Here is an 18,421-nt window from a genome sequence, read left to right on the forward strand (position 1 = left end):
CTAATAGTCTCGAGCGTTCTCTTTTCATGACTCGAAAGGAGTAGATGGCATGCGATTCATTTCGTTTAAGCATTCACGCGTGTTATACATTGAGGCTTTGTTTCAGGCGGTTAAGTGCGGTAATGAATAAAAATAAAGCAACGCTGATTGGTTTACTGGCGGTATTACTCTGGAGCACGATGGTCGGTTTTATTCGCGCCGTCAGCGAAGGGCTTGGCCCGGTTGGCGGTGCGGCGATGATCTACACCTTAAGCGGCTTGCTGCTGGCTGTCATCGTCGGTATCCCGGATTTACGCCGTTTTTCAGCTCGTTACCTTATTGCCGGAAGCGTGCTGTTTGTCAGTTATGAACTGTGTCTGGCGCTCTCGCTGGGCTTTGCCGCGACGCGCCAGCAGGCGATTGAAGTGGGCATGGTCAACTATTTATGGCCGAGTCTGACGATTCTTTGCGCAATATTATTCAACGGTCAAAAAGCCAGTTTATGGGTTATTCCCGGTTTATTACTGGCGTTATTGGGCGTGAGCTGGGTGCTCGGCGGCGAAAGCGGCCTTAATATCTCTGAAATCCAGCACAATATTATCTCCAGCCCGCTGAGCTATGCGCTGGCATTTGCCGGGGCGTTTATTTGGGCGATTTATTGCACCGTTACTACCAAATACGCCAACGGCGCGAACGGCATTACGCTGTTTGTATTGCTGACAGCCGCGACATTATGGGTGAAATTCGCGCTCACACCGCAGCCGGAAATGGTTTTTACGCTGCCGGTTGTGGTGAAATTATTGATGACCGGCATTGCGCTCGGTTGTGGTTATGCCGCGTGGAATATTGGTATTTTGCACGGCAACGTCACCGTGCTGGCCGCCGCGTCCTATTTCACGCCGGTGCTCTCTTCCGCGCTGGCGGCGGTGGTGTTAAGCGCCCCGCTCTCGTTCTCTTTCTGGCAGGGCGCGCTGATGGTGTGCGCCGGATCGCTGCTCTGCTGGTACTCAACCCGCCAGCGGGCGTGATCCGGCCAAACGCTACGCGTTTTCCACTCGCGCCAGGCTAAACCAGATCCCTACCGCCAGCAGCATTAACAGTGCGCTGGCGGTGCTCAGTGCAATGCTGTGCGAACCGGTAAACGCCGTTTTCGCCGCCGAGATGATCCCTTCAGCAAGTGCAGGTGGTGCTTCCTGCGCCAGGCGGAATGCTTCGCCAATGGAGGATGAAGCCTGCGCGGCGGTCTCGCTGCTTAACCCCTGCGGAAGCTGGATCGAGGCGGAGAAACTGCGGCTCAAAATCAGCCCAAACACGGCAATGCCCAGTCCGGCGCCCAGCTCGTAAGACATCGCTTCTATCGCCCCGGCGGCTGCCGCTTTCTCTTTGGGCGCAGCGGCCATAATCGCCGCCGTTGAAGCCAGTAACGCGCTCGCCGCACTGAAACCGAGCAGCGCCATCAATACTCCGGCCTGCCACGGCTGGGTGGCAAAATTGGTCGCGGAAAGACCAAGAAAACTCAGCGCGCTGAGCGCCATTCCGCCTGCGGCGACACGGCGTAAGCCCAGTTTTGACACCAGAACCCCGGCAATCGGCCCGCTAAACCCGCTTGCCAGCATCACCGGCAGCATAAACACCCCGGCGGCAAATGGCGTGAAACCGTGGACAAATTGCAGCTCCTGCGCCATCAGCAGTTCAAAACCGACCAGCGTGACCATCGCGGTGATCGCCATCAATACACCGCTCAAAATCACGCGATGCGTAAACAGACGCATATCGATCATCGGCGTACTGGCGGCCAGCTGAATGCGGACAAACCCGGTCAGCAAGGTGGCACCAACCAGTAACGTGCTCGCTACGATCCACAGCGGAAGCGTGCCTTTCATTGCCGTTTTGGCACTCCACACCAGCAGTAAGATGGCGACAATTAAGCTCAACGCCTGGTTCAGGTGTAACGGCTGATCGGCGCGGCCCTGCTGGCGCGGTACAAAGTGTGCAGTCAGCGCCATCACAGCAATGACGATCGGCACGTTAATTAAAAATACCGACCCCCAGTAGAAATGCTCCAGTAACATACCGCCAATTAATGGGCCGAACGCCGCGCCACCGGAACCAATTGCCGCCCAGACGCCCAGCGCCGTATTGCGTTGCTGTGCCTGCGAGAAGGTGTTACGGATCCCGGCAAGGGTTGCCGGCACGATCATCGCCGCGCCCACAGCTAACAGCGCGCGCGTGGCAATCAGCCAACTGGCGCTCGCGGCAAAGGCCGCCAGTAACGAGGCTGCGCCAAACAGGCCGCTGCCGACAAGCAGCAGCCGCTTAAAACCAATTCTGTCGCCCAGCGCGCCCATCGGCAGCACCATACCGGCCATCACCAGCGAGTAAATATCAATTATCCATAACAGTTCATTTCCGCTGGCATTTAACTCCGCGCTCAGTGTGGGCGCGGCAACGTGCAGCACCGTCGCATCAATCGCGACCGGAATATAAACCAGCACAATGATGACCAGCGTTAACCACTGACGAAACATACTTCTCTCCATCGTTTTTTCATTCCTGGACAGATGTCCAGAATCGCGATCCTACGTAAAGTTGAACGCATGTCCAGCTTTTTGTTAAACTCCGTTGACGCTCTATTTAACCGAGGTTGTATGCGCTATCTGAACAAGGATGATCGCCGGGAGGTGATCCTGAAAGCCGCGATGCGCGTAGCGCTGGCGGAAGGTTTTTCCGCCATGACCGTTCGCCGCGTGGCAAGCGAAGCCGGGGTTGCCACCGGCCAGGTCCACCACCATTTCACCTCGGCGAATGCATTAAAAGCCGAGGCCTTTATCCGCCTGATTGCGGAACTGCTGGAGGTGGAAGTAGTACCCGCGACCGCGCCATGGCGCGAGCAGTTGCACGCGATGCTGGGCAGCGATGAAGGCGGTCTCGAACCTTATGTGCATTTGTGGCGTGAAGCGTTACTGCTGGCGAGTAAAGAGCCGGAATTCAAAGGCGCGTACCTGCTGACCATGGAGATGTGGCACGTCAAAGTGGTGCAACTGATTGAGCAAGGCCGTGCGGCAGGCGAATTCACGGATACCGATACGGCGGCAAACATTGCCTGGCGCCTGATGGCGCTGGTCTGCGGGCTGGACGGGATTTGCATGCTGGGCATGCCAGATGTCGATGAAGCTGCCTTCAATCGCCATCTGGCCGTCATGATTGACAACGAACTCCGTTAAACTTTTTCGCCGTGCAAATCGAAACCGGCCATCACCGTTTCCAGCTGTTGCAGGCTAAAGCCATACTGTGCGTCGTTCACACCAAGCCCAAAGCGCTGTTGCAGCGCGTCATACAGTGCCGGAACATCTGCAAAGGTCACCTCTTCCAGCACCTGACCGTTTTTCCAGTGGGTAAAATGGAAGTTGGTTAACGTCAGTTTTACGCCGTCCGGCAGATGGCGGCACATCAGCAAGTGATGGCGAAAATGGGATGCCGGCCAGTGTGCGGAGTGAAAATTCCCCATCACGAAATCGGCCTGGTACTGCTGCCCCATCTCAAACTGATACATCGACTGCCAGCGTTCGTGGTGACGGAACTGGAGCACCCAGTCTTCCCCCTTGCGCTGCAAGCGGTAGACGCCATGCGGCGTGGCCTGCTCAATATCCTCCTGTAAGCGGATTGGCGCGGTCAGTGTCTGCCCGCCAAATCCGACATCGGCGATCCACGGCTCGCCCGCAATCTGCACCAGCAAAATACGGTGCGTGCGCGGTGGCATCTGGTGTGGATTAGCAATCACCACCCGTCCTAACAGGCTGCGCACCGTAAAACCCACCTCTTTCAGCACGCGCTCAAATAGCCCGTTCTGCTCAAAACAGTAGCCACCGCGACGGGCAACCACCAGTTTATGGAAAATCGCCTCATCGCTCAGTTCAATTTCGCGCGGCAGTACCACATCGAGGTTTTCAAAAGGGATAGCGCCGTTGTGATGTAAATGCAGCGCCCGCAGCGTTTCCAGTGAGACATCGGGCGTTTGCTCCCAGCCAATACGGGCCAGATAAGCGGTCAAAAAAGGGGTCATACAGGCTCCTTGCGAATGGTGTCCCGTTGTTATAGCGCATTTTTTTCGCTTTACCGTCGATTTCGTGCCCTCGATTTATCCCTTTGTGCTGCGCTGCATAATGCCGAGCGCGGTGAGCATCAATACCAGCCCGGTGAGCAGCGTCAGTGTCGCCATCGCCATCCCCTGACCTACTGAGCCTTGCTCGAATTGCCGCCAGATAAATACCGCCACGGTTTGTGTACCCGCCGGCGCCAGCAACAGCGAGGTGACCAGCTCGCGCGAGGCAATGGCGAACACCATTAACATGGAGGCGAGCATCGCCGGGAAAACCAGCGGCAGCACAATCAGACGCAGTGCCTGGAACGCGCTGGCACCGTGAACCCGGGCGGCAGGCTCCAGGTTGCCGCCTAGCTGACGCAGGGCGCTGCCGATATAACGCACCGGCCACGGCAGCAGCAGGCAACAGTAAGAGATAAGCAAAATTGCCCAACTGTTGTAGGGCGAAACCGGCCAGAAGCTGCGGTTCCACAGCAAAATCAACCCAACGCCAACCACCACGCCGGGCAGCGCGGCTGGCATCAGCGATAACGCATCAATTACCGAGCGCCCTTTTATCTTCTGCATCACCACCAGCCAGGCGGCGCACAAGCCCAGCGCGCCGGTAATCAGCGCCGCGCCGAATGCCAGCGATAAACTGGTGCCCAGCGCGGGTAGCGCATCACCGCGCTGTTCGAACAGCGCCGCAAAATGCTTCATGGTGAGATTATCCAGCGACACGCCGCCGGAAAGCGTAGAGCTAAAGCCGGTGAACGCCATCGATAACCCCGGTAGCACCACGGCGAGAAAACCGACCGCCGCCATCACCAGCAGTACCGGTAAAGTGGCAAAACCGAGTTTCGCCCCGACAAGCTCGGTCGGTTTCCCGGAAACACTAGTGACGTCTTTATCGCCGGTCAGTTTGCGTTGCAGCCACCATCCGCACAGCGCAATGGCGATCAGCACTACCGACAGCAGCGCCGCGCCGGGCAAATCGATCGGCCAGTCGGCGAGTTTCTCTTCGATACCGACCGTCAGCATCACCACGCCGGAACGGGTACCCAGCGCGGCGGGCACGCCATACTCTTCCACCGCCAGTGTAAAGGCCAGCAACATCCCTGCCGCCAGCGCCGGGGAAAGTAACGGCAAGGTGATATGGCAAAATGCGCGCCACGGCGTGGCGCCATGAACGCGGGCGACTTGTGCCAGGCGCTGCCCGCTGGCAAGCAAACTGCGCGATACGGCAAAGTACACCACCGGGAAGATATTCAGCGTCATCACCAGAATGATGCCGCTCTTGCTAAACAGCAGATTGTTGAGATCCAGCCCGGTGAGCTGCATCAGGTAGCCCTGGGTTTGCAGCACCAGCATCCACGACAGCGCGGCAATATAGGGCGGAGTTAAGAACGGGATCAAAAACAGCAGATCCCACAATTTCGGCCACGGTAAAGTAAATAACCCGCGCGCGACGCCAAGCGGCAAACCAATCAGTGCGCTGCAAAGCGCCACACCGCAGGCTATCTGTAGTGTCCCGCCGAACATGGCCGGCAGTTGCGGCTCTGACAATAAGGCGGGCATGGCGGAAAATGCGCCGCTGAATTTTCCGGCGCTAAAGTGCGGGAATACCGCCTGCAACACAATAAACAGCAACGGCAGCGCCACCAGTATCAGCAGCAGCGCCAGCGTCGCTTGCGCAATCAATCTCTGGTTCACAACGGGTATCCTGAAAGCGGGGTTGCCCCCGCAAAGATCGAAAGGATTACTGAGCAAAGAGCGCGTTAAAGCGCTTCAGAACCTCGCCACGTTCACTGGTGCCGCTGCTCTGGGTTGGCAGCACTTTCAGTTCGGTAAACAGCGGGCGTTTCGCTTCCACGTCCGTGCGGGCAGGCATCAGCCACGCGTCGGCGACCATTTTTTGCCCTTCCGGCGACAGCACATAATCGATAAACGCTTTAGCGTCATCGGCGTGTTGGGTGGTTTTGAGGATCATCATCGGGCGCGGCGCGATAACGGTGCCGCTGGCCGGGAAGATCACTTTCAGCGATTCGCCCTGCGCGATATTGCCATAGGTGACATAGTCGACCGCGCCAAACACCGCCGCTTTCGCCCCTTGCATCACCGGCGTTACCGCCTGGGCGTTCGGGCCGCTCACCACCATGCCGTTCTTTTTCAGCGCCCCGAACAACTGCCATGCGCGGTCGCCCATGCCATTTTGCAGACCGATCAGCAGATCAAGCGAGGCGCCGGAAAGTGACGGATCCGGCGTAGTCACTTTGTCTTTAAAGTCAGGAGATGTCAGATCGTTCCACTCTTTCGGCTCCGGGGTGCCGCTCTTGGTGTTCCAGACAATCCCCAGCGCGGAGATGCCCTGCGCCACATAGTCGGCGCTTTTCAGTGTCTGCGGGACATTTTGGGCATTGGCACTGGTAAACGGCAGCAGCCAGCCGCGATGATGCAGATCTTCGGCGGTATCCCACGAGGCAGAAATCAGAATGTCGGCCTGTGGATTGGCCTGCTCGGCTTCCAGCCGCGCCATCACTTTGCCGGTGGTGGCCTGGAAAATATTAACTTTAACGCCGGTTTTTTGCTCAAAGCCGCTGGCCAGGCTTTTTGCCAGCGAGCCAGGACCTGCGGTGTAAACAGTCAGCGCGTGCGCGCTGGAGATCATCATCGACGACAGCACCATGGCTAAAGCGACTCCTTTTTTCACGGACAGTAAGGCTTTCATGCAATTTCCCCTGAGGATGAAGTAACGGTTCGTACAGATTCAACGGTCCCGGACGCTAAATGCACAATGCGATCGGCAAGAAGCTGTGCTTCGCGGTGGTCATGAGTGACATACACGGCGGTGGTGCCGAGCTGGCGCAGCAGTCGCGCCATCTCAAGGCATAAGGATTCGCGCAGCGCGGTGTCGAGATTGGAGAGCGGCTCGTCAAACAGCAGGACGCCGGGTTCGGCGACGATGGCGCGTGCCAGCGCGACGCGCTGCTGCTGCCCGCCGGAAAGGCCTGCCGGTTTGCGCCCGGCAAATTCCGCCAGCCCAACCCTTTCCAGCGCCTGCGACACGCGCTGTTCACGCTCTGCGCGCGGCACGTTGCGCATTTTCAGCGGGAAAGCGACGTTTTGCGCCACGCTCATATGTGGCCACAGCGCGTAATCCTGAAATACCATGCCGATATCGCGCGCTTCCGGCGGTAGCGTCCAGCCCGCTTTCGCCACCAGGCGATCGCCAAACCAGATCTCACCTTCCGCCGGTTCGCTCAGCCCTGCCAGCAAGCGCAGCAACGTGCTTTTGCCGCAGCCTGAAGGGCCGAGCAGCGCGACAATGCTGCCAGGTTGAATATGTAAATCGATGTGATTAAGAACGGTATGTGCGCCAAAGGCGTAGGAAACGCCTTGTAAGCGGATGTCTGTGAATGCGCTCATTCACGCCCTCCCGTAACAGAAAGTCGTGACGTACCCGCGGTCTTCATCCGACGGGGCGCATCCACCTGCACAAAAGTCAGGGGAGCAAACATATTGTTATCCTCTTTGGGATTTGATTGCGGCTGACTATAGGCAGCGAATATGACGAAGAAATGACGTCAATATTGCGCATTGATTTTTAACTGAATGTCTAAACTGATAGGCATATTCCCGCACTCACGTCGAAAAGGATCCCCCGTGCGCATCGCTACGATCACCAATTTTGCTTATACCGCGACCGTGGTATTAACGCTGACCTCCGGCGTGGCGCTGTTTATGGCGTCGAATGCGGAACGCGCCGAGCGTGACGCCGTGGCGCAAAATCGCGTTTTCGATACGTTGACGGACGATCTGGAAAAAGAGGCTTATGCGCTGAGCGAACTGGCGCGTGAAGCGGTGATCAAGAAGCAGCCGGAAGTGATTCAAAGCTGGAAAACCCGCCAGCAGCAGGATATCGCTCTGGAAAATCATCTGGTCGCCCTGCGTGACCGTGGCGCTTCCGATGAAGAGTTACTGATCCTGCGCGATGGGCTGTCGACGCTGGACCAACTCGAAGATGAGCAGCGCATCGCCATCGCCGATATTGAAGCCGGGAAAACGGACGAGGCGATGAATCTGTTGTACAGCGCCAGCTATGAAGAGCGGCTTTCCGAAGCGGAGTACCGTTTCGCCCACTTCCGCAGCTTGTCGGATCAGCGTGTCCAGAGCGCGATAAGCGAAGCAACCGATCGCTCTTTACGCTTGCGCACGTTATCAGAAATTATGGTCGGGCTGACAGCGCTGCTGTTCCTGTTTGTGCTTGGTTTTATCATCAAACACCGCATTTTGCGCCCGGTGGTGACGCTGAGTGATGTGGTTAACCGCCTCGCGACCCAGGATTACAATGTAGAAGCGCCGGTACTGGCGCAGGTGGATGAAATTGGCGATATGGCGCAGGCCATTCGCATATTTCGCGAAAACGGCCTGACCCGACAGCGGCTGGAACAGGAGCGCGACGCGGAGTGGGCCACGCGCACGTTGCTGGCGCGAATGACGCAGCGACTTCAGGGGTGTGATTCCCATAGCGCGATTTTTCGCGTGGTCAGCCGCTTTGCGCCACAAATTATCCCGGATATGGGCGGACGGTTGTTTGTACTTAATCCCCGCACTAAGCGCATGAAGTGCGTGGCGCGCTGGGGTTTGCCGCCGGGCGAAGACGCCCCCTTCCCGGCCGAACATTGCTGGGCACTGAAACGCGGGCAGTTGCATAGTCCCGCCAAAGGTGGCGTTGATATGCCCTGTGAACATATCAAGCCAGAGCTCGCGTCACGCGCGATTTGTGTGCCGCTTAATGCGCAGAATAAAAGCATTGGTTTGCTCACTTTCGATAATTACACGCCGGGCAAAGAGCCGCCCTATATCTACCTTGAGCTGCTGGCAGAAACGCTGGCCCTGGCGCTGGCCAATCAGATCCTGCGCGATACGCTGACGGAACGCGCCATGCATGATTCGTTGACCGGCCTGCTCAACCGCCACAGCCTGGATGAGACGCTGCGCAATATGCTCGACCAGGCGATGGTGGAAGGCACGACGCTGAGCTGTCTGATGGTCGACGTGGATTATTTCAAGAAACTCAACGACCAGTACGGCCACGACGCGGGTGACAAAGTGCTGCGTGAGCTGTCACGATTGATCACCGAAACGCTGGATGACAACAGTGTTGCGTTCCGTTATGGCGGCGAAGAGTTCCTGCTTGTGCTGCCCGGTGCGGATGAAGTGCAGGCGAAAAAAGTGGCTGAGACGCTGCTGCATAATGTCCTCAATCATCACATGCTGTATGAATCACAGGATATTGGCCCGGTATCGGTTTCCATTGGGCTGGCGACCTGGCCGCGCCACGCGCGCGCGGATAATCTGGTCCGGGCAGCCGACCTGGCGCTCTATCTGGCGAAAGAGCAAGGCCGCGGCCAGATTGTGGTGGCCAGAAGCACCGGATAATGCGCCACGTCTTGATTTTGCCGCCTGTTCGGCCATTTAATGGCAGAAACGTTTACACAGAGGAACCGCTATGAGCTATTTCCGTCCGGTGGCGTTAGAACATGCCAGCCGCCTGCTAAACCATGGTCCGACCATTCTGATTACCAGCCGCGATGAGCAGATCGACCGGCGCAATATCATGGCGGCGGCGTGGTCAATGCCGGTGGAATTTTCCCCACCGCGAATTGCGATAGTGGTGGATAAAAATGCCTGGTCGCGCGAGTTGATTGAACAGAGCGGCATGTTTGGCATTGTGGTGCCAGGCGTTGCGGCAACGAACTGGAGTTACGCGGTCGGCAGCGTCACCGGTCGCGATGAAGATAAGTTTAATTGCTATGGCATTCCCGCTTTTGCCGGGCCGGTGCTCGGCCTGCCGGTGATCGAAGAGAAATGCCTGGCGTGGATGGAGTGTCGTTTGCTCCCGCCGACCGCCGCGCAGGAAAAATATGACACGCTGTTTGGCGAAGTGGTTTCCGCCGCCGCCGATGAACGTGCGTTTATCAACGGGCGCTGGCATTTTGATGACGATAAGCTTAACACCATTCATCATCTTGGCGGCGGCACGTTCGTCACCAGCGGCAAGCGCATTACCGCTGGCGAATAACGAAGCATTTACTCAGGCAGCGCCTCGATCCAGTTCATCGCCAGTTCTGGCCAGACCGCTGCCGGCAGGTGTTTTACACCGCGTACGCCAAACCCATGTTGCCCCTTGCTGAACAGATGTAATTCAGTGAGCACCTGATGCGCGTGCAGCGCGTTGAACATCACCAGCGAGTTGGCCACCGGCACCGAAGGATCGTCCGCGGCATGCAGCAAAAAGGTTGGTGGTGTTTGCGCGGTCACATTCTGTTCCGGCGAGTAGTGTTTAATCTGCTCCGCCGTTGGCGTTTCACCAATCAGCGCTTTTCGCGAGCCGGGATGGGCAATCGACTGATCCATTGAAATCACCGGGTAACCCAGCACTACAAAATCTGGCCGTGCGAGCTGGTTATCAATGTCGTCCACCGGTGTGTACACCTTCTCGTCATAGCGTGTTTCCAGACTTGCCGCCACGTGCCCACCTGCGGAGAAACCCATCACACCGATTTTTTTCGCATTGAGATGGCGTGATCCTGCCTGCGCGCGCAAGGTGCGCACAGCACGTTGTGCATCCGCCAGGGGTGCGTTTGAACCTTCGGCGTGACCATCTTCCGGCATGCGGTAGGTCATTACAAATAAGGTGTAACCGCGCGCATTGAATGGCGCGGCTAAATCACTGCCCTCTTTATCCAGCACTACGCGTTTATAGGAACCACCCGGGATCACGAGGATGGCGATACCGTTGGGTTTTTGCGGTTTGTAAACGGTGATTTGCGGCGCTCGAATGCCGGTTACGGCGCGGTCGGGAAGCGCAGGATCTGTACTGCGCTCGGTTAATACAAAACTGACCGGGCTACTTTGGGCGCCTGGCGCATCGCCTTGCGGCCAGACGGGAAAATGCTCTGGTGCGGCAACGGAAGGGTGCGAAAAAAGGAGCAGCGCGAATGTCAGTGAACTGAGTTTCCGGAACATAATCATCTCCATGTCAAAGATGCTTATGTAACATTAACCCGGTAAATGAAATTCGAGCCGCTCCACAGAACAATGTTTTACTAAAAATGAAAACCACTTCAGGGTAGCGCTAACAACAAACCACTAATAAATCGCCACAGGGTTGATGTTGACCTGTGTTGAACCGGTGTACAGCGGTTGGCCAAGGACGAACAAGAATTCCCAAACTTGCTTGCTGACCAGTGGACGTGTATCGATTAACTCCAGGTTGTAGATACCCCGCTTCGCTAACAGATAGTGATTGATCGGGAATTCCTCCTTAGTTGCCGGGTTTGGATACACTTCAGACGCCCAGGTATCACCGCCAAACGCGACGATCTGCTGGTCCGCCAGCCATTTTGCTGCTTCCATGCCAATGCCAGGCTCCTTTTCCAGAAACTGTTTATTGTCTTTACCAACAAGTTCCAGCCATCCGGTATTGAATAAAACGATATCGCCCTTCTTGAGGGTTAATCCCTGGTTTTTTAATACCGACTGAATATCCGCGACGCTAAACTCTGTACCGCCGGGAACAATCTTTTGTTGATAAAAAGCGGTCATATCTAATACCACACCTCGCGTTACCATCGGCGGGACTTTTTCAATGCCTAATTTTTTAACCCCATCGATAGTGACAAAATCTGCCGCTTTATTACCGTTGTAATAGATATTATTAATGTCGATATGGCCAATATCATTTAACAGCATGCCCACGCCTGTCCGTGCATAAACTTGTTCGTCACGAAAGGTGGATGTATTCGGGCCATGTGTATTTCCATCCTGCTGGCCGGATTGAATATTGTAGAGATGAAAACAACAGTGTTGAAACGCCGGGAAATTCTTATCAACCGCTACCGACAGCGGCACCACAACGCCCTGTTTCACAAGACGAATAGCTTGTAAAACACCCTCAGGCGTGAGCAAGTTGGCGGCACCTGTTTCGTCATTTTCACCATAAACAGAGGGATACCAGTTTTGTGATTTCGCAGCGGGTTCTGTGGCCTGTAACGGCAGTGCTGCAAACAAGGGCAATAATAATATGAAAGAACGAGATGGCTTCATGAATGACGTTCCTTGTTTAGTGCGTTGCTGCCGCAATTAATCCAACCAGCGCTTTCCGTGAAAATTATATTGCTCTGTTCTTTAATTCGAGCCAGATAATAAAAACTCTAGAGTTGTATTTAAGAACGCGCAAATATGAATTTTCTGAAAACGAAAATAATGAAAAAAGTGATATGCTTACATTTACAATCAGAATGCCGCGTATTATATATTTCGGGTGGTTGTTCAAAATAAAACAGTATCTTTTTTACCTATTGGTAAAAAAAAGCCCGCGCAACAGGCGCAGGCGACAGGAAATTTACAGTGAATAGCCAGGCTTCTTGATAAGCGTGTCGATATGCGGCGCAATGTCGGTGTCCCACACCTGCGCTTTCCAGTCGTCCGGCGTGACTTCGTTAAGGGCGACGCTGACAGCGCTATCTTTGCTGTTCAAATGGCGAATAATTACTTCAGCGATATCGCTCGCCAGTGCGTTTTTTTGCTCCTCAGTCAGATCGCGTGGAAAACATTTGATATCAACGTGCGGCATAGCAAACTCCTTGTTTTATAAAGAGAGTGACAGTAGCACAAGTTACTGCTCATTGCGCCGCATTCAGGTTATCAAAGTGTGACAATTCTGGCAGTTATCTTTGATCTTTTCAGCAGCGCACAGAGGCCATATGCAAGGATAAAAGCCAGTAAGGAGTAAGCAATGATATAAAGATAACTCTTCGCCCCCGGGATGCTTCCTAACAGCTTTTCATGAATAAACACGCTATGTACTTCCACCACAAAAATGTTATGTACAAGGTAGATCCCTAACACACTGTCACTCACATTACTCACCCAGCGCGGCAAGGCGTTAATATTCAGGTTAACCACAAATAAAAACAAACCGACCGATGTGATAAGTAATAATAAGTTATAAAACTTGCCATAAAAAATGGCGATCCCCGCGCTGGACGAAATGAAGGCCAATATTAACAATGCGGCAATTGCCATTATTAACGTCATAATATGCGCCACGGAGAATGGCCTGAGCGTTGGTTTAACCAGCCCGAGATAGCCGCCAATTAAAAAACAGATCAGCCCTTCCGGTTGAAAGGGAATAAGCAAGTTAAATGCAAACAGCGAGAAATGGAAACTGTCTTCAGTCCATGCATTGATTAATGTCAGATTGGCGATAATTACCATTAACACAACTACTTTCAGAATTTCACCCGCGCGCTCTTTCTTAAACGCATGGCGCATTAAAGGCGTGAAAATGTACAGCGGAATAATGGCAAATATAAACCAGAGTGGCGTTGCTTCTGTAGTGGCTTTGCTGACATTCAGGTAATTAAGAAGATTTATTTCCGGCACGTCGGTAAATCGGCTTATCCACCAGGTGTCATAGGCGTAATAAAAGAGTAACCAGAAAATCAATACGCCAACGATGCTTTTAATCTTGGCAATAACATAGTTCGCTTGATTTTCGTGTTTGTTATTTAATAAAAAATAGCCGCTACAGATAAAAAAAAGGGCAACACCAGATAGCCCCGCCTGTCTGAAAAAGCACAACACGACATCGCTTTCGTCGCGATTCAGAAAAAACAACGTCACGTGCGCCAGGATGACAAGAAAGATCGCGAGTATCTTCAGAAGGTCGATGGTTGCAATTCTCATAGCCACCTCTCCTACAGCGATAAGATAAAGTGCGTAATCTTAGTCGCCAGCCTTTCCATGCCTAATTTTGAAGGGTGCAAACCATCGGGAATCACGCCAGCTGTATTACTGGTCATAATATCCATATTGAGTTCGTTGAAGCCGGAGTTTTTTTGCAGGTCGAGATAAGGTATGGAATATTCCTCACACTTTTCTCTGCTCACGTTGCAATAATCGGCCAGATAATATCCTTTGGCATTTTTTTGTCCATGACCACGCGCAATTGAAACAGGTGTCGTAACAACAAACCCTACTCTGGCCAACGGATATTTTTTTATGACGCCAGTAAGCAGCAGATCCATTGCGCCATAAAAAGTCAGTGACGTTTTATCGTGTTTATCGCCTATTTCAGTGCCGCCTTCCGAGCCGAAGTTAAAACCGAAATCGTTGCCACCGCCCCAGATAGTAATAAGATCAGGATTTTCCCCCATGGTTTTATAACGTAAACAGATGGCTGAATTATCTTGCTCATTTTTTTGTGCGATACAGGTTCCACCAATTCCGTAGTTTGTCCATTGCGCCAGCCCTAAATTCTCTGCGACGATAGGTTGATACCATCCCCGTTCTGTTATGCTGTCGCCAAGCGTAAACCATGAACCACCTTTCAAATACGAATGAATATACTCCATCATTTTCACCCTGTTAAATTACCATTCCGATTTTGCGATAAAAATGCAATATTGCGTCAACGACGAAAATTCGCCAAATGTTGTCTCATATAAACGGGGCGATTTCAAATTATTTTTTCCTCGCCCCACTTTTATATACCGCTTCAACTTATGCGAGATACTAAGAATATTAAAATAATCCGAAATAAAGGGTTAACGGATAATTTCATTATTTCGCAGCACAGTCTGTAATTGCGGTAACTGACATACCGCATCCGCGATGGCGGTAATATTTGGCGTGTGCCCGGCGAACCACGCATGACGCGGCCCCCATGTGCGCATGACGCAAAGATAAATATCCAGCAGCGTCAGTTGTTGGCCAAAAGCGTACGGTGCCGCCTGCAATTGCGTGTCGAGCCACAGATAGAGCGATTTACGGTACTTCTGGCAATTTTCGACTAATTGCTCCGGCGCATCCGCTGCCCAGCGTTCCGGGTAATCGGCGTAGGTAAAAGTGGGATAGACATTCGCAACGAGCCATACCAGCAGCCGCCAGAACTGCTGGCGTTGCGTGGTGCCTGCGGCGGGCGCGAAATCCGGGCGCTGGTCGAGGATCATCAGCGCCACGGCGGCGGATTCCGTCATCACGCTGCCATCGTCCAGTTGCAACGTTGGCACCTGGCACAACGGGTTTAATTTGCGCAGGGTATCTTGCTGTGGGCCTGGTTTGTCGAAGCCATCAACATTGACGAAGCGATAAGGGATCTCGGCCAGCGTCAGCATCACTTCGCTGATGGCCGATCCCCAGCCGGGAACACCATAAACCGTAATCATAAGGGCTCCTTATGTTCAGGATGAGCCTTAAGCTTAGGTCAGACTGGCGAGAAATTCGTCAACTTGTTGCGGCGTGGTAAGGCGGATAAAGCGCAGATGCTGATAGCGGGGATCGGCCATATCCTGCGCATAACGTTCGCGGTTTTTGCGCCAGGTCTTTAACGACCAGAGGATGATCGACTCGCGGCTCAAAAAAACACGACGCAGGCTTTCGCGATTGCCGGTTCCCGGCCATAACTCCTGTTGGCTTCTGGCGCGCGCAATAGCGCGCAGCGTCACCTGGCGCAACGTGCGCCAGAATCCGTAATCGACCCATACCACCAGATCAACGTGCCGCCATTTAATATCGCGGCTGCGGTTATAGTTGCCATCAAGCACCCAGCCGGGTTGTTCGAGCAATTTTTCCAGGCGCGCATACAACTCTTCATCCGGCGTCCCCTGCCAGTTGGGGCGCCAGTAAAGCAGATCCATTTCGATATAAGGCACATTGAGCTGGCTGGCCAGACGTTTTGCCAGCGTCGATTTTCCGCTGCCGCTGGTGCCAATAACGTTAATTCTCATGAGATCACGCTGATTCCCGTTCAATAAAGTGAAAACCGATATCCACAATCTCCTCCCCGGAACGTGCTCCTTCGATGCGTTCCATCAGCAGGATTGCCGCGCGCTGGCCGATGATTTTCCTGTCGACGCTTACCGTGGTGATGGCTGGGTTATTCCCGGCGGCGAAATCGAGATCGCCAAAACCAATGACCGCCAGATCCTGCGGTACGCGCATGCCACGCGCCTGCGCCTCGACAATAGCCCCCTGCGCCAGCGTGTCGGAGCTGCAAACAATGACATCGGACTCACCCAGCGCCAGCAACTGCGATAACCCTTCGCGCCCTGAGGTAAATCGTGCCGGCAGCGCCACATCCACACTGAGCGGATCGGTAATGCCATGACGCGCCAGCGCTTCACTCAGCCCGGCTTTACGCTGCGAGGCGCGTTTATCCACCGTCCACAGCAACCCCGGACGGCGATACCCTTTGCGCAACAGATACTCTGCGGTAGCCTGCCCCACTTTTTCATGCGAAAAACCGACCAGCATATCGAGCGGTGTGGGCGTTAAATCCCAGATTTCCACTACCGGCACACTGGCGTTGAGGATCACTTTTTTCAAATCGGTTGAGTGGTGAATACCGGTCAGCACAATGCCATCCGGGCGGCGCGACAACAGCGCAGCGACCAGATCCGCTTCGGTTTGCTGGGTATAACCGGCGACACACAGCAGCATATGGTAGCCACGCACCGCCAGTTCATCGCTGATGGCCTGAATCGTATCGACAAACATATTGTTGTTGATCTGCGGGACAACCACGGCAATCAATTTACTGCGCCGCGATGCCAGGCCACCGGCCAGCGCGTTCGGGATATAACCCGTTGCTTTAACGGCGGCGAGCACTTTTTCCACCGTTTTCGGGCGTACCAGTTGCGGCGTGTTAAGCGCCCGACTTACGGTCATTGAGGAAAGCCCCGCAGCACGGGCAACATCTTCCAGCGTGGGCGCGCGCGGTAGTACAGGACGGGCGGTTTTCGACATGTTCACTCACAGAGAACCAGACGGTTATTGGCGATGATTAGTTTCAGTGTTTGTATTATACCCCTTTCTTCTTTCATTGCCTGTCTGCCCTCATAAATCAGTGAGTTAACTCGCATACCATCCTGTAAATGTTATCGCTATCATTTTATTGCGTGAGGCGATCTCATCAACGGGGAAATGTGATTAAGGTAGCAATACCCCCCTTTTTAGCGCCGGGTTTGTGATCAGTTGTACAAAATTCCCTCCTTTTTCTGGTGAATGTTTTCCTGTCAATCTACAAATGTTAGCGCAAACATTATTGTTGTTCACAGGAGCAAAACCATGACCGTAAGTGCTAATTCCGATGCCGTAACCTACGCCCGCGCCTCCGGTGTCAAAACCGCAGCTGAAACCGGCGACCGTATCGAGTGGGTAAAACTCTCCCTCGCCTTTTTACCGCTGGCGACACCGGTCAGTGATGCGAAAGTGCTGACCGGGCGGCAAAAACCGCTGACAGAAGTGGCGATTATTATTGCCGAAATCCGCAGCCGCGACGGTTTCGAAGGCGTCGGTTTTAGTTACTCCAAACGCGCCGGCGGCCAGGGGATTTACGCCCATGCCAGAGAGATTGCCGATAACCTGCTCGGTGAAGATCCCAACGATATCGACAAGATTTACACCAGGCTGCTGTGGGCGGGTGCCTCCGTAGGGCGCAGCGGGATGGCGGTGCAGGCCATCTCCCCTATCGATATTGCGCTGTGGGATATGAAAGCCAAACGCGCCGGTTTGCCGCTGGCGAAGCTGCTCGGCGCGCACCGCGACTCGGTGCAGTGCTACAACACCTCGGGCGGTTTTCTGCATACCCCGCTGGAGCAGGTGCTGAAAAACGTCATTATTTCGCGTGAAAATGGCATCGGCGGTATCAAAATTAAAGTCGGCCAGCCGGACACCAAAGAGGACATTCGCCGTCTCACCGCCGTGCGCGAAGCGCTGGGCGATGACTTCCCGCTGATGGTGGATGCCAACCAGCAATGGGATCGCGAAACGGCGATTCGTATGGGACGCCAGATGGAAAAATTTAACCTTATCTGGATTGAAGAGCCGCTCGATGCCTACGACGTTGAAGGCCACGCCCAGCTTGCGGCCGCGCTGGATACGCCGATCGCCACCGGCGAGATGCTCACCAGTTTCCGTGAACATGAACAACTGATCCTCGGCAACGCCAGCGATTTTGTGCAGCCGGACGCACCGCGCGTTGGCGGGATCTCGCCGTTCCTGAAAATCATGGATCTGGCGGCCAGACACAACCGCAAGCTGGCACCGCATTTTGCCATGGAAGTGCATTTGCACCTGTCTGCCGCCTACCCGCTGGAGCCGTGGCTGGAGCACTTTGAATGGCTCAATCCGCTGTTTAACGAACAGCTTGAACTGCGCGATGGCCGGATGTATGTCTCCGACCGCCACGGTCTGGGCTTCACGCTGAGCGAACAGGCACGCGCCTGGACTCAGCAAAGCTGCGAATTCGGTAAACGCCCATAATCATCGATTGCGGACGGGAGACCCCTT

At 54.4% G+C, this 18,421-nt stretch carries 18 protein-coding genes; 5 read left to right on the top strand and 13 right to left on the bottom strand.

Going from position 1 to position 18,421, the window contains the following annotated elements; genetic code table 11:
* The first annotated feature begins 122 nt into the window (after positions 1-122).
* Positions 123-1,007, top strand: a complete 885-nt coding sequence (yddG, locus tag RT644_RS02065; protein WP_045508349.1) for an aromatic amino acid DMT transporter YddG — start codon at positions 123-125, stop codon at positions 1,005-1,007.
* Positions 1,008-1,019: 12 nt separating this feature from the next.
* Here the strand turns inward: yddG and RT644_RS02070 are convergent, their stop codons facing one another.
* Complete coding sequence (locus RT644_RS02070) at positions 1,020-2,507, bottom strand: SmvA family efflux MFS transporter (RefSeq protein WP_313625587.1); 1,488 nt, start codon at positions 2,505-2,507, stop codon at positions 1,020-1,022.
* Between the two features lie 120 nt (positions 2,508-2,627).
* Here RT644_RS02070 and RT644_RS02075 point away from each other — a divergent pair, with 120 nt between their 5' ends.
* Complete coding sequence (locus tag RT644_RS02075; protein ID WP_045508343.1) at positions 2,628-3,203, top strand: TetR family transcriptional regulator; 576 nt, start codon at positions 2,628-2,630, stop codon at positions 3,201-3,203.
* Here RT644_RS02075 and nhoA read toward each other — a convergent pair.
* From nhoA to RT644_RS02095, 4 genes are all read right to left on the bottom strand, one after another.
* On the bottom strand, positions 3,200-4,042 hold the full coding sequence (gene nhoA, locus RT644_RS02080) for an N-hydroxyarylamine O-acetyltransferase (RefSeq protein ID WP_045508340.1): 843 nt from the start codon (positions 4,040-4,042) through the stop codon (positions 3,200-3,202). The genes RT644_RS02075 and nhoA overlap by 4 nt on opposite strands.
* A gap of 75 nt (positions 4,043-4,117) precedes the next feature.
* A complete protein-coding gene (locus tag RT644_RS02085; RefSeq protein WP_045508337.1) occupies positions 4,118-5,773 on the bottom strand; it encodes an ABC transporter permease in 1,656 nt (551 codons plus the stop codon).
* Positions 5,774-5,819: 46 nt separating this feature from the next.
* A complete protein-coding gene (locus tag RT644_RS02090) occupies positions 5,820-6,788 on the bottom strand; it encodes an ABC transporter substrate-binding protein (protein ID WP_045508334.1) in 969 nt (322 codons plus the stop codon).
* Entirely contained in the window at positions 6,785-7,486 is a 702-nt protein-coding gene (locus tag RT644_RS02095; RefSeq protein WP_065368490.1) for an ABC transporter ATP-binding protein, read from the bottom strand. Before RT644_RS02095 ends, RT644_RS02090 begins: the two co-directional genes overlap by 4 nt.
* 237 nt (positions 7,487-7,723) lie before the next feature.
* Here RT644_RS02095 and RT644_RS02100 point away from each other — a divergent pair, with 237 nt between their 5' ends.
* Together RT644_RS02100 and RT644_RS02105 are read left to right on the top strand one after the other, a co-directional pair.
* Positions 7,724-9,502: a sensor domain-containing diguanylate cyclase gene (locus RT644_RS02100; protein WP_045508331.1), complete on the top strand. Its 1,779-nt coding sequence runs from the start codon at positions 7,724-7,726 to the stop codon at positions 9,500-9,502.
* 70 nt (positions 9,503-9,572) lie between these two features.
* A complete protein-coding gene (locus tag RT644_RS02105) occupies positions 9,573-10,145 on the top strand; it encodes a flavin reductase family protein (RefSeq protein ID WP_313625352.1) in 573 nt (190 codons plus the stop codon).
* 8 nt (positions 10,146-10,153) lie between these two features.
* On the opposite strand, the gene RT644_RS02110 is transcribed toward RT644_RS02105, so the two are convergent.
* The 8 genes from RT644_RS02110 to RT644_RS02145 form a co-directional block, all read right to left on the bottom strand.
* A complete protein-coding gene (locus RT644_RS02110) occupies positions 10,154-11,092 on the bottom strand; it encodes an alpha/beta hydrolase (protein WP_313625354.1) in 939 nt (312 codons plus the stop codon).
* Positions 11,093-11,215: 123 nt separating this feature from the next.
* Entirely contained in the window at positions 11,216-12,172 is a 957-nt protein-coding gene (locus RT644_RS02115; RefSeq protein ID WP_313625356.1) for a cyclase family protein, read from the bottom strand.
* A gap of 298 nt (positions 12,173-12,470) precedes the next feature.
* Entirely contained in the window at positions 12,471-12,701 is a 231-nt protein-coding gene (pptA, locus tag RT644_RS02120) for a tautomerase PptA (RefSeq protein ID WP_097406709.1), read from the bottom strand.
* 71 nt (positions 12,702-12,772) lie between these two features.
* Positions 12,773-13,816: an acyltransferase gene (locus RT644_RS02125; RefSeq protein ID WP_313625358.1), complete on the bottom strand. Its 1,044-nt coding sequence runs from the start codon at positions 13,814-13,816 to the stop codon at positions 12,773-12,775.
* Between the two features lie 11 nt (positions 13,817-13,827).
* The gene (locus tag RT644_RS02130) at positions 13,828-14,487 is read right to left on the bottom strand and encodes an SGNH/GDSL hydrolase family protein (protein WP_233500374.1); all 660 of its coding nucleotides are present in this window, start codon (positions 14,485-14,487) and stop codon (positions 13,828-13,830) included.
* A 189-nt stretch (positions 14,488-14,676) separates the two neighbouring features.
* Complete coding sequence (locus RT644_RS02135) at positions 14,677-15,297, bottom strand: glutathione S-transferase family protein (RefSeq protein ID WP_313625360.1); 621 nt, start codon at positions 15,295-15,297, stop codon at positions 14,677-14,679.
* Positions 15,298-15,330: 33 nt separating this feature from the next.
* On the bottom strand, positions 15,331-15,858 hold the full coding sequence (locus RT644_RS02140; RefSeq protein WP_313625362.1) for an AAA family ATPase: 528 nt from the start codon (positions 15,856-15,858) through the stop codon (positions 15,331-15,333).
* A gap of 4 nt (positions 15,859-15,862) precedes the next feature.
* A complete protein-coding gene (locus tag RT644_RS02145; protein ID WP_313625364.1) occupies positions 15,863-16,876 on the bottom strand; it encodes a LacI family DNA-binding transcriptional regulator in 1,014 nt (337 codons plus the stop codon).
* A gap of 321 nt (positions 16,877-17,197) precedes the next feature.
* Here RT644_RS02145 and RT644_RS02150 point away from each other — a divergent pair, with 321 nt between their 5' ends.
* Positions 17,198-18,394, top strand: coding sequence for an L-talarate/galactarate dehydratase (locus RT644_RS02150; RefSeq protein WP_313625366.1), 1,197 nt, complete (start codon positions 17,198-17,200; stop codon positions 18,392-18,394).
* The last annotated feature ends 27 nt before the right edge of the window (positions 18,395-18,421 follow it).

Source organism: Kosakonia sp. (assembly GCF_032104925.1).
Classification (GTDB): domain Bacteria; phylum Pseudomonadota; class Gammaproteobacteria; order Enterobacterales; family Enterobacteriaceae; genus Kosakonia.

What these genes read in the sequence shown, in the direction of transcription:
- RT644_RS02090 (WP_045508334.1), bottom strand. Translation starts at nt 6,788, where the DNA reads ATGAAAGCCTTACTGTCCGTGAAAAAAGGAGTCGCTTTAGCCATGGTG.
- RT644_RS02140 (WP_313625362.1), bottom strand. Translation starts at nt 15,858, where the DNA reads ATGAGAATTAACGTTATTGGCACCAGCGGCAGCGGAAAATCGACGCTG.
- RT644_RS02070 (WP_313625587.1), bottom strand. Translation starts at nt 2,507, where the DNA reads ATGTTTCGTCAGTGGTTAACGCTGGTCATCATTGTGCTGGTTTATATT.
- nhoA (WP_045508340.1), bottom strand. Translation starts at nt 4,042, where the DNA reads ATGACCCCTTTTTTGACCGCTTATCTGGCCCGTATTGGCTGGGAGCAA.
- RT644_RS02105 (WP_313625352.1), top strand. Translation starts at nt 9,573, where the DNA reads ATGAGCTATTTCCGTCCGGTGGCGTTAGAACATGCCAGCCGCCTGCTA.
- pptA (WP_097406709.1), bottom strand. Translation starts at nt 12,701, where the DNA reads ATGCCGCACGTTGATATCAAATGTTTTCCACGCGATCTGACTGAGGAG.
- RT644_RS02125 (WP_313625358.1), bottom strand. Translation starts at nt 13,816, where the DNA reads ATGAGAATTGCAACCATCGACCTTCTGAAGATACTCGCGATCTTTCTT.
- RT644_RS02115 (WP_313625356.1), bottom strand. Translation starts at nt 12,172, where the DNA reads ATGAAGCCATCTCGTTCTTTCATATTATTATTGCCCTTGTTTGCAGCA.
- RT644_RS02150 (WP_313625366.1), top strand. Translation starts at nt 17,198, where the DNA reads ATGACCGTAAGTGCTAATTCCGATGCCGTAACCTACGCCCGCGCCTCC.
- yddG (WP_045508349.1), top strand. Translation starts at nt 123, where the DNA reads ATGAATAAAAATAAAGCAACGCTGATTGGTTTACTGGCGGTATTACTC.
- RT644_RS02075 (WP_045508343.1), top strand. Translation starts at nt 2,628, where the DNA reads ATGCGCTATCTGAACAAGGATGATCGCCGGGAGGTGATCCTGAAAGCC.
- RT644_RS02110 (WP_313625354.1), bottom strand. Translation starts at nt 11,092, where the DNA reads ATGTTCCGGAAACTCAGTTCACTGACATTCGCGCTGCTCCTTTTTTCG.
- RT644_RS02145 (WP_313625364.1), bottom strand. Translation starts at nt 16,876, where the DNA reads ATGTCGAAAACCGCCCGTCCTGTACTACCGCGCGCGCCCACGCTGGAA.
- RT644_RS02130 (WP_233500374.1), bottom strand. Translation starts at nt 14,487, where the DNA reads ATGATGGAGTATATTCATTCGTATTTGAAAGGTGGTTCATGGTTTACG.
- RT644_RS02135 (WP_313625360.1), bottom strand. Translation starts at nt 15,297, where the DNA reads ATGATTACGGTTTATGGTGTTCCCGGCTGGGGATCGGCCATCAGCGAA.
- RT644_RS02095 (WP_065368490.1), bottom strand. Translation starts at nt 7,486, where the DNA reads ATGAGCGCATTCACAGACATCCGCTTACAAGGCGTTTCCTACGCCTTT.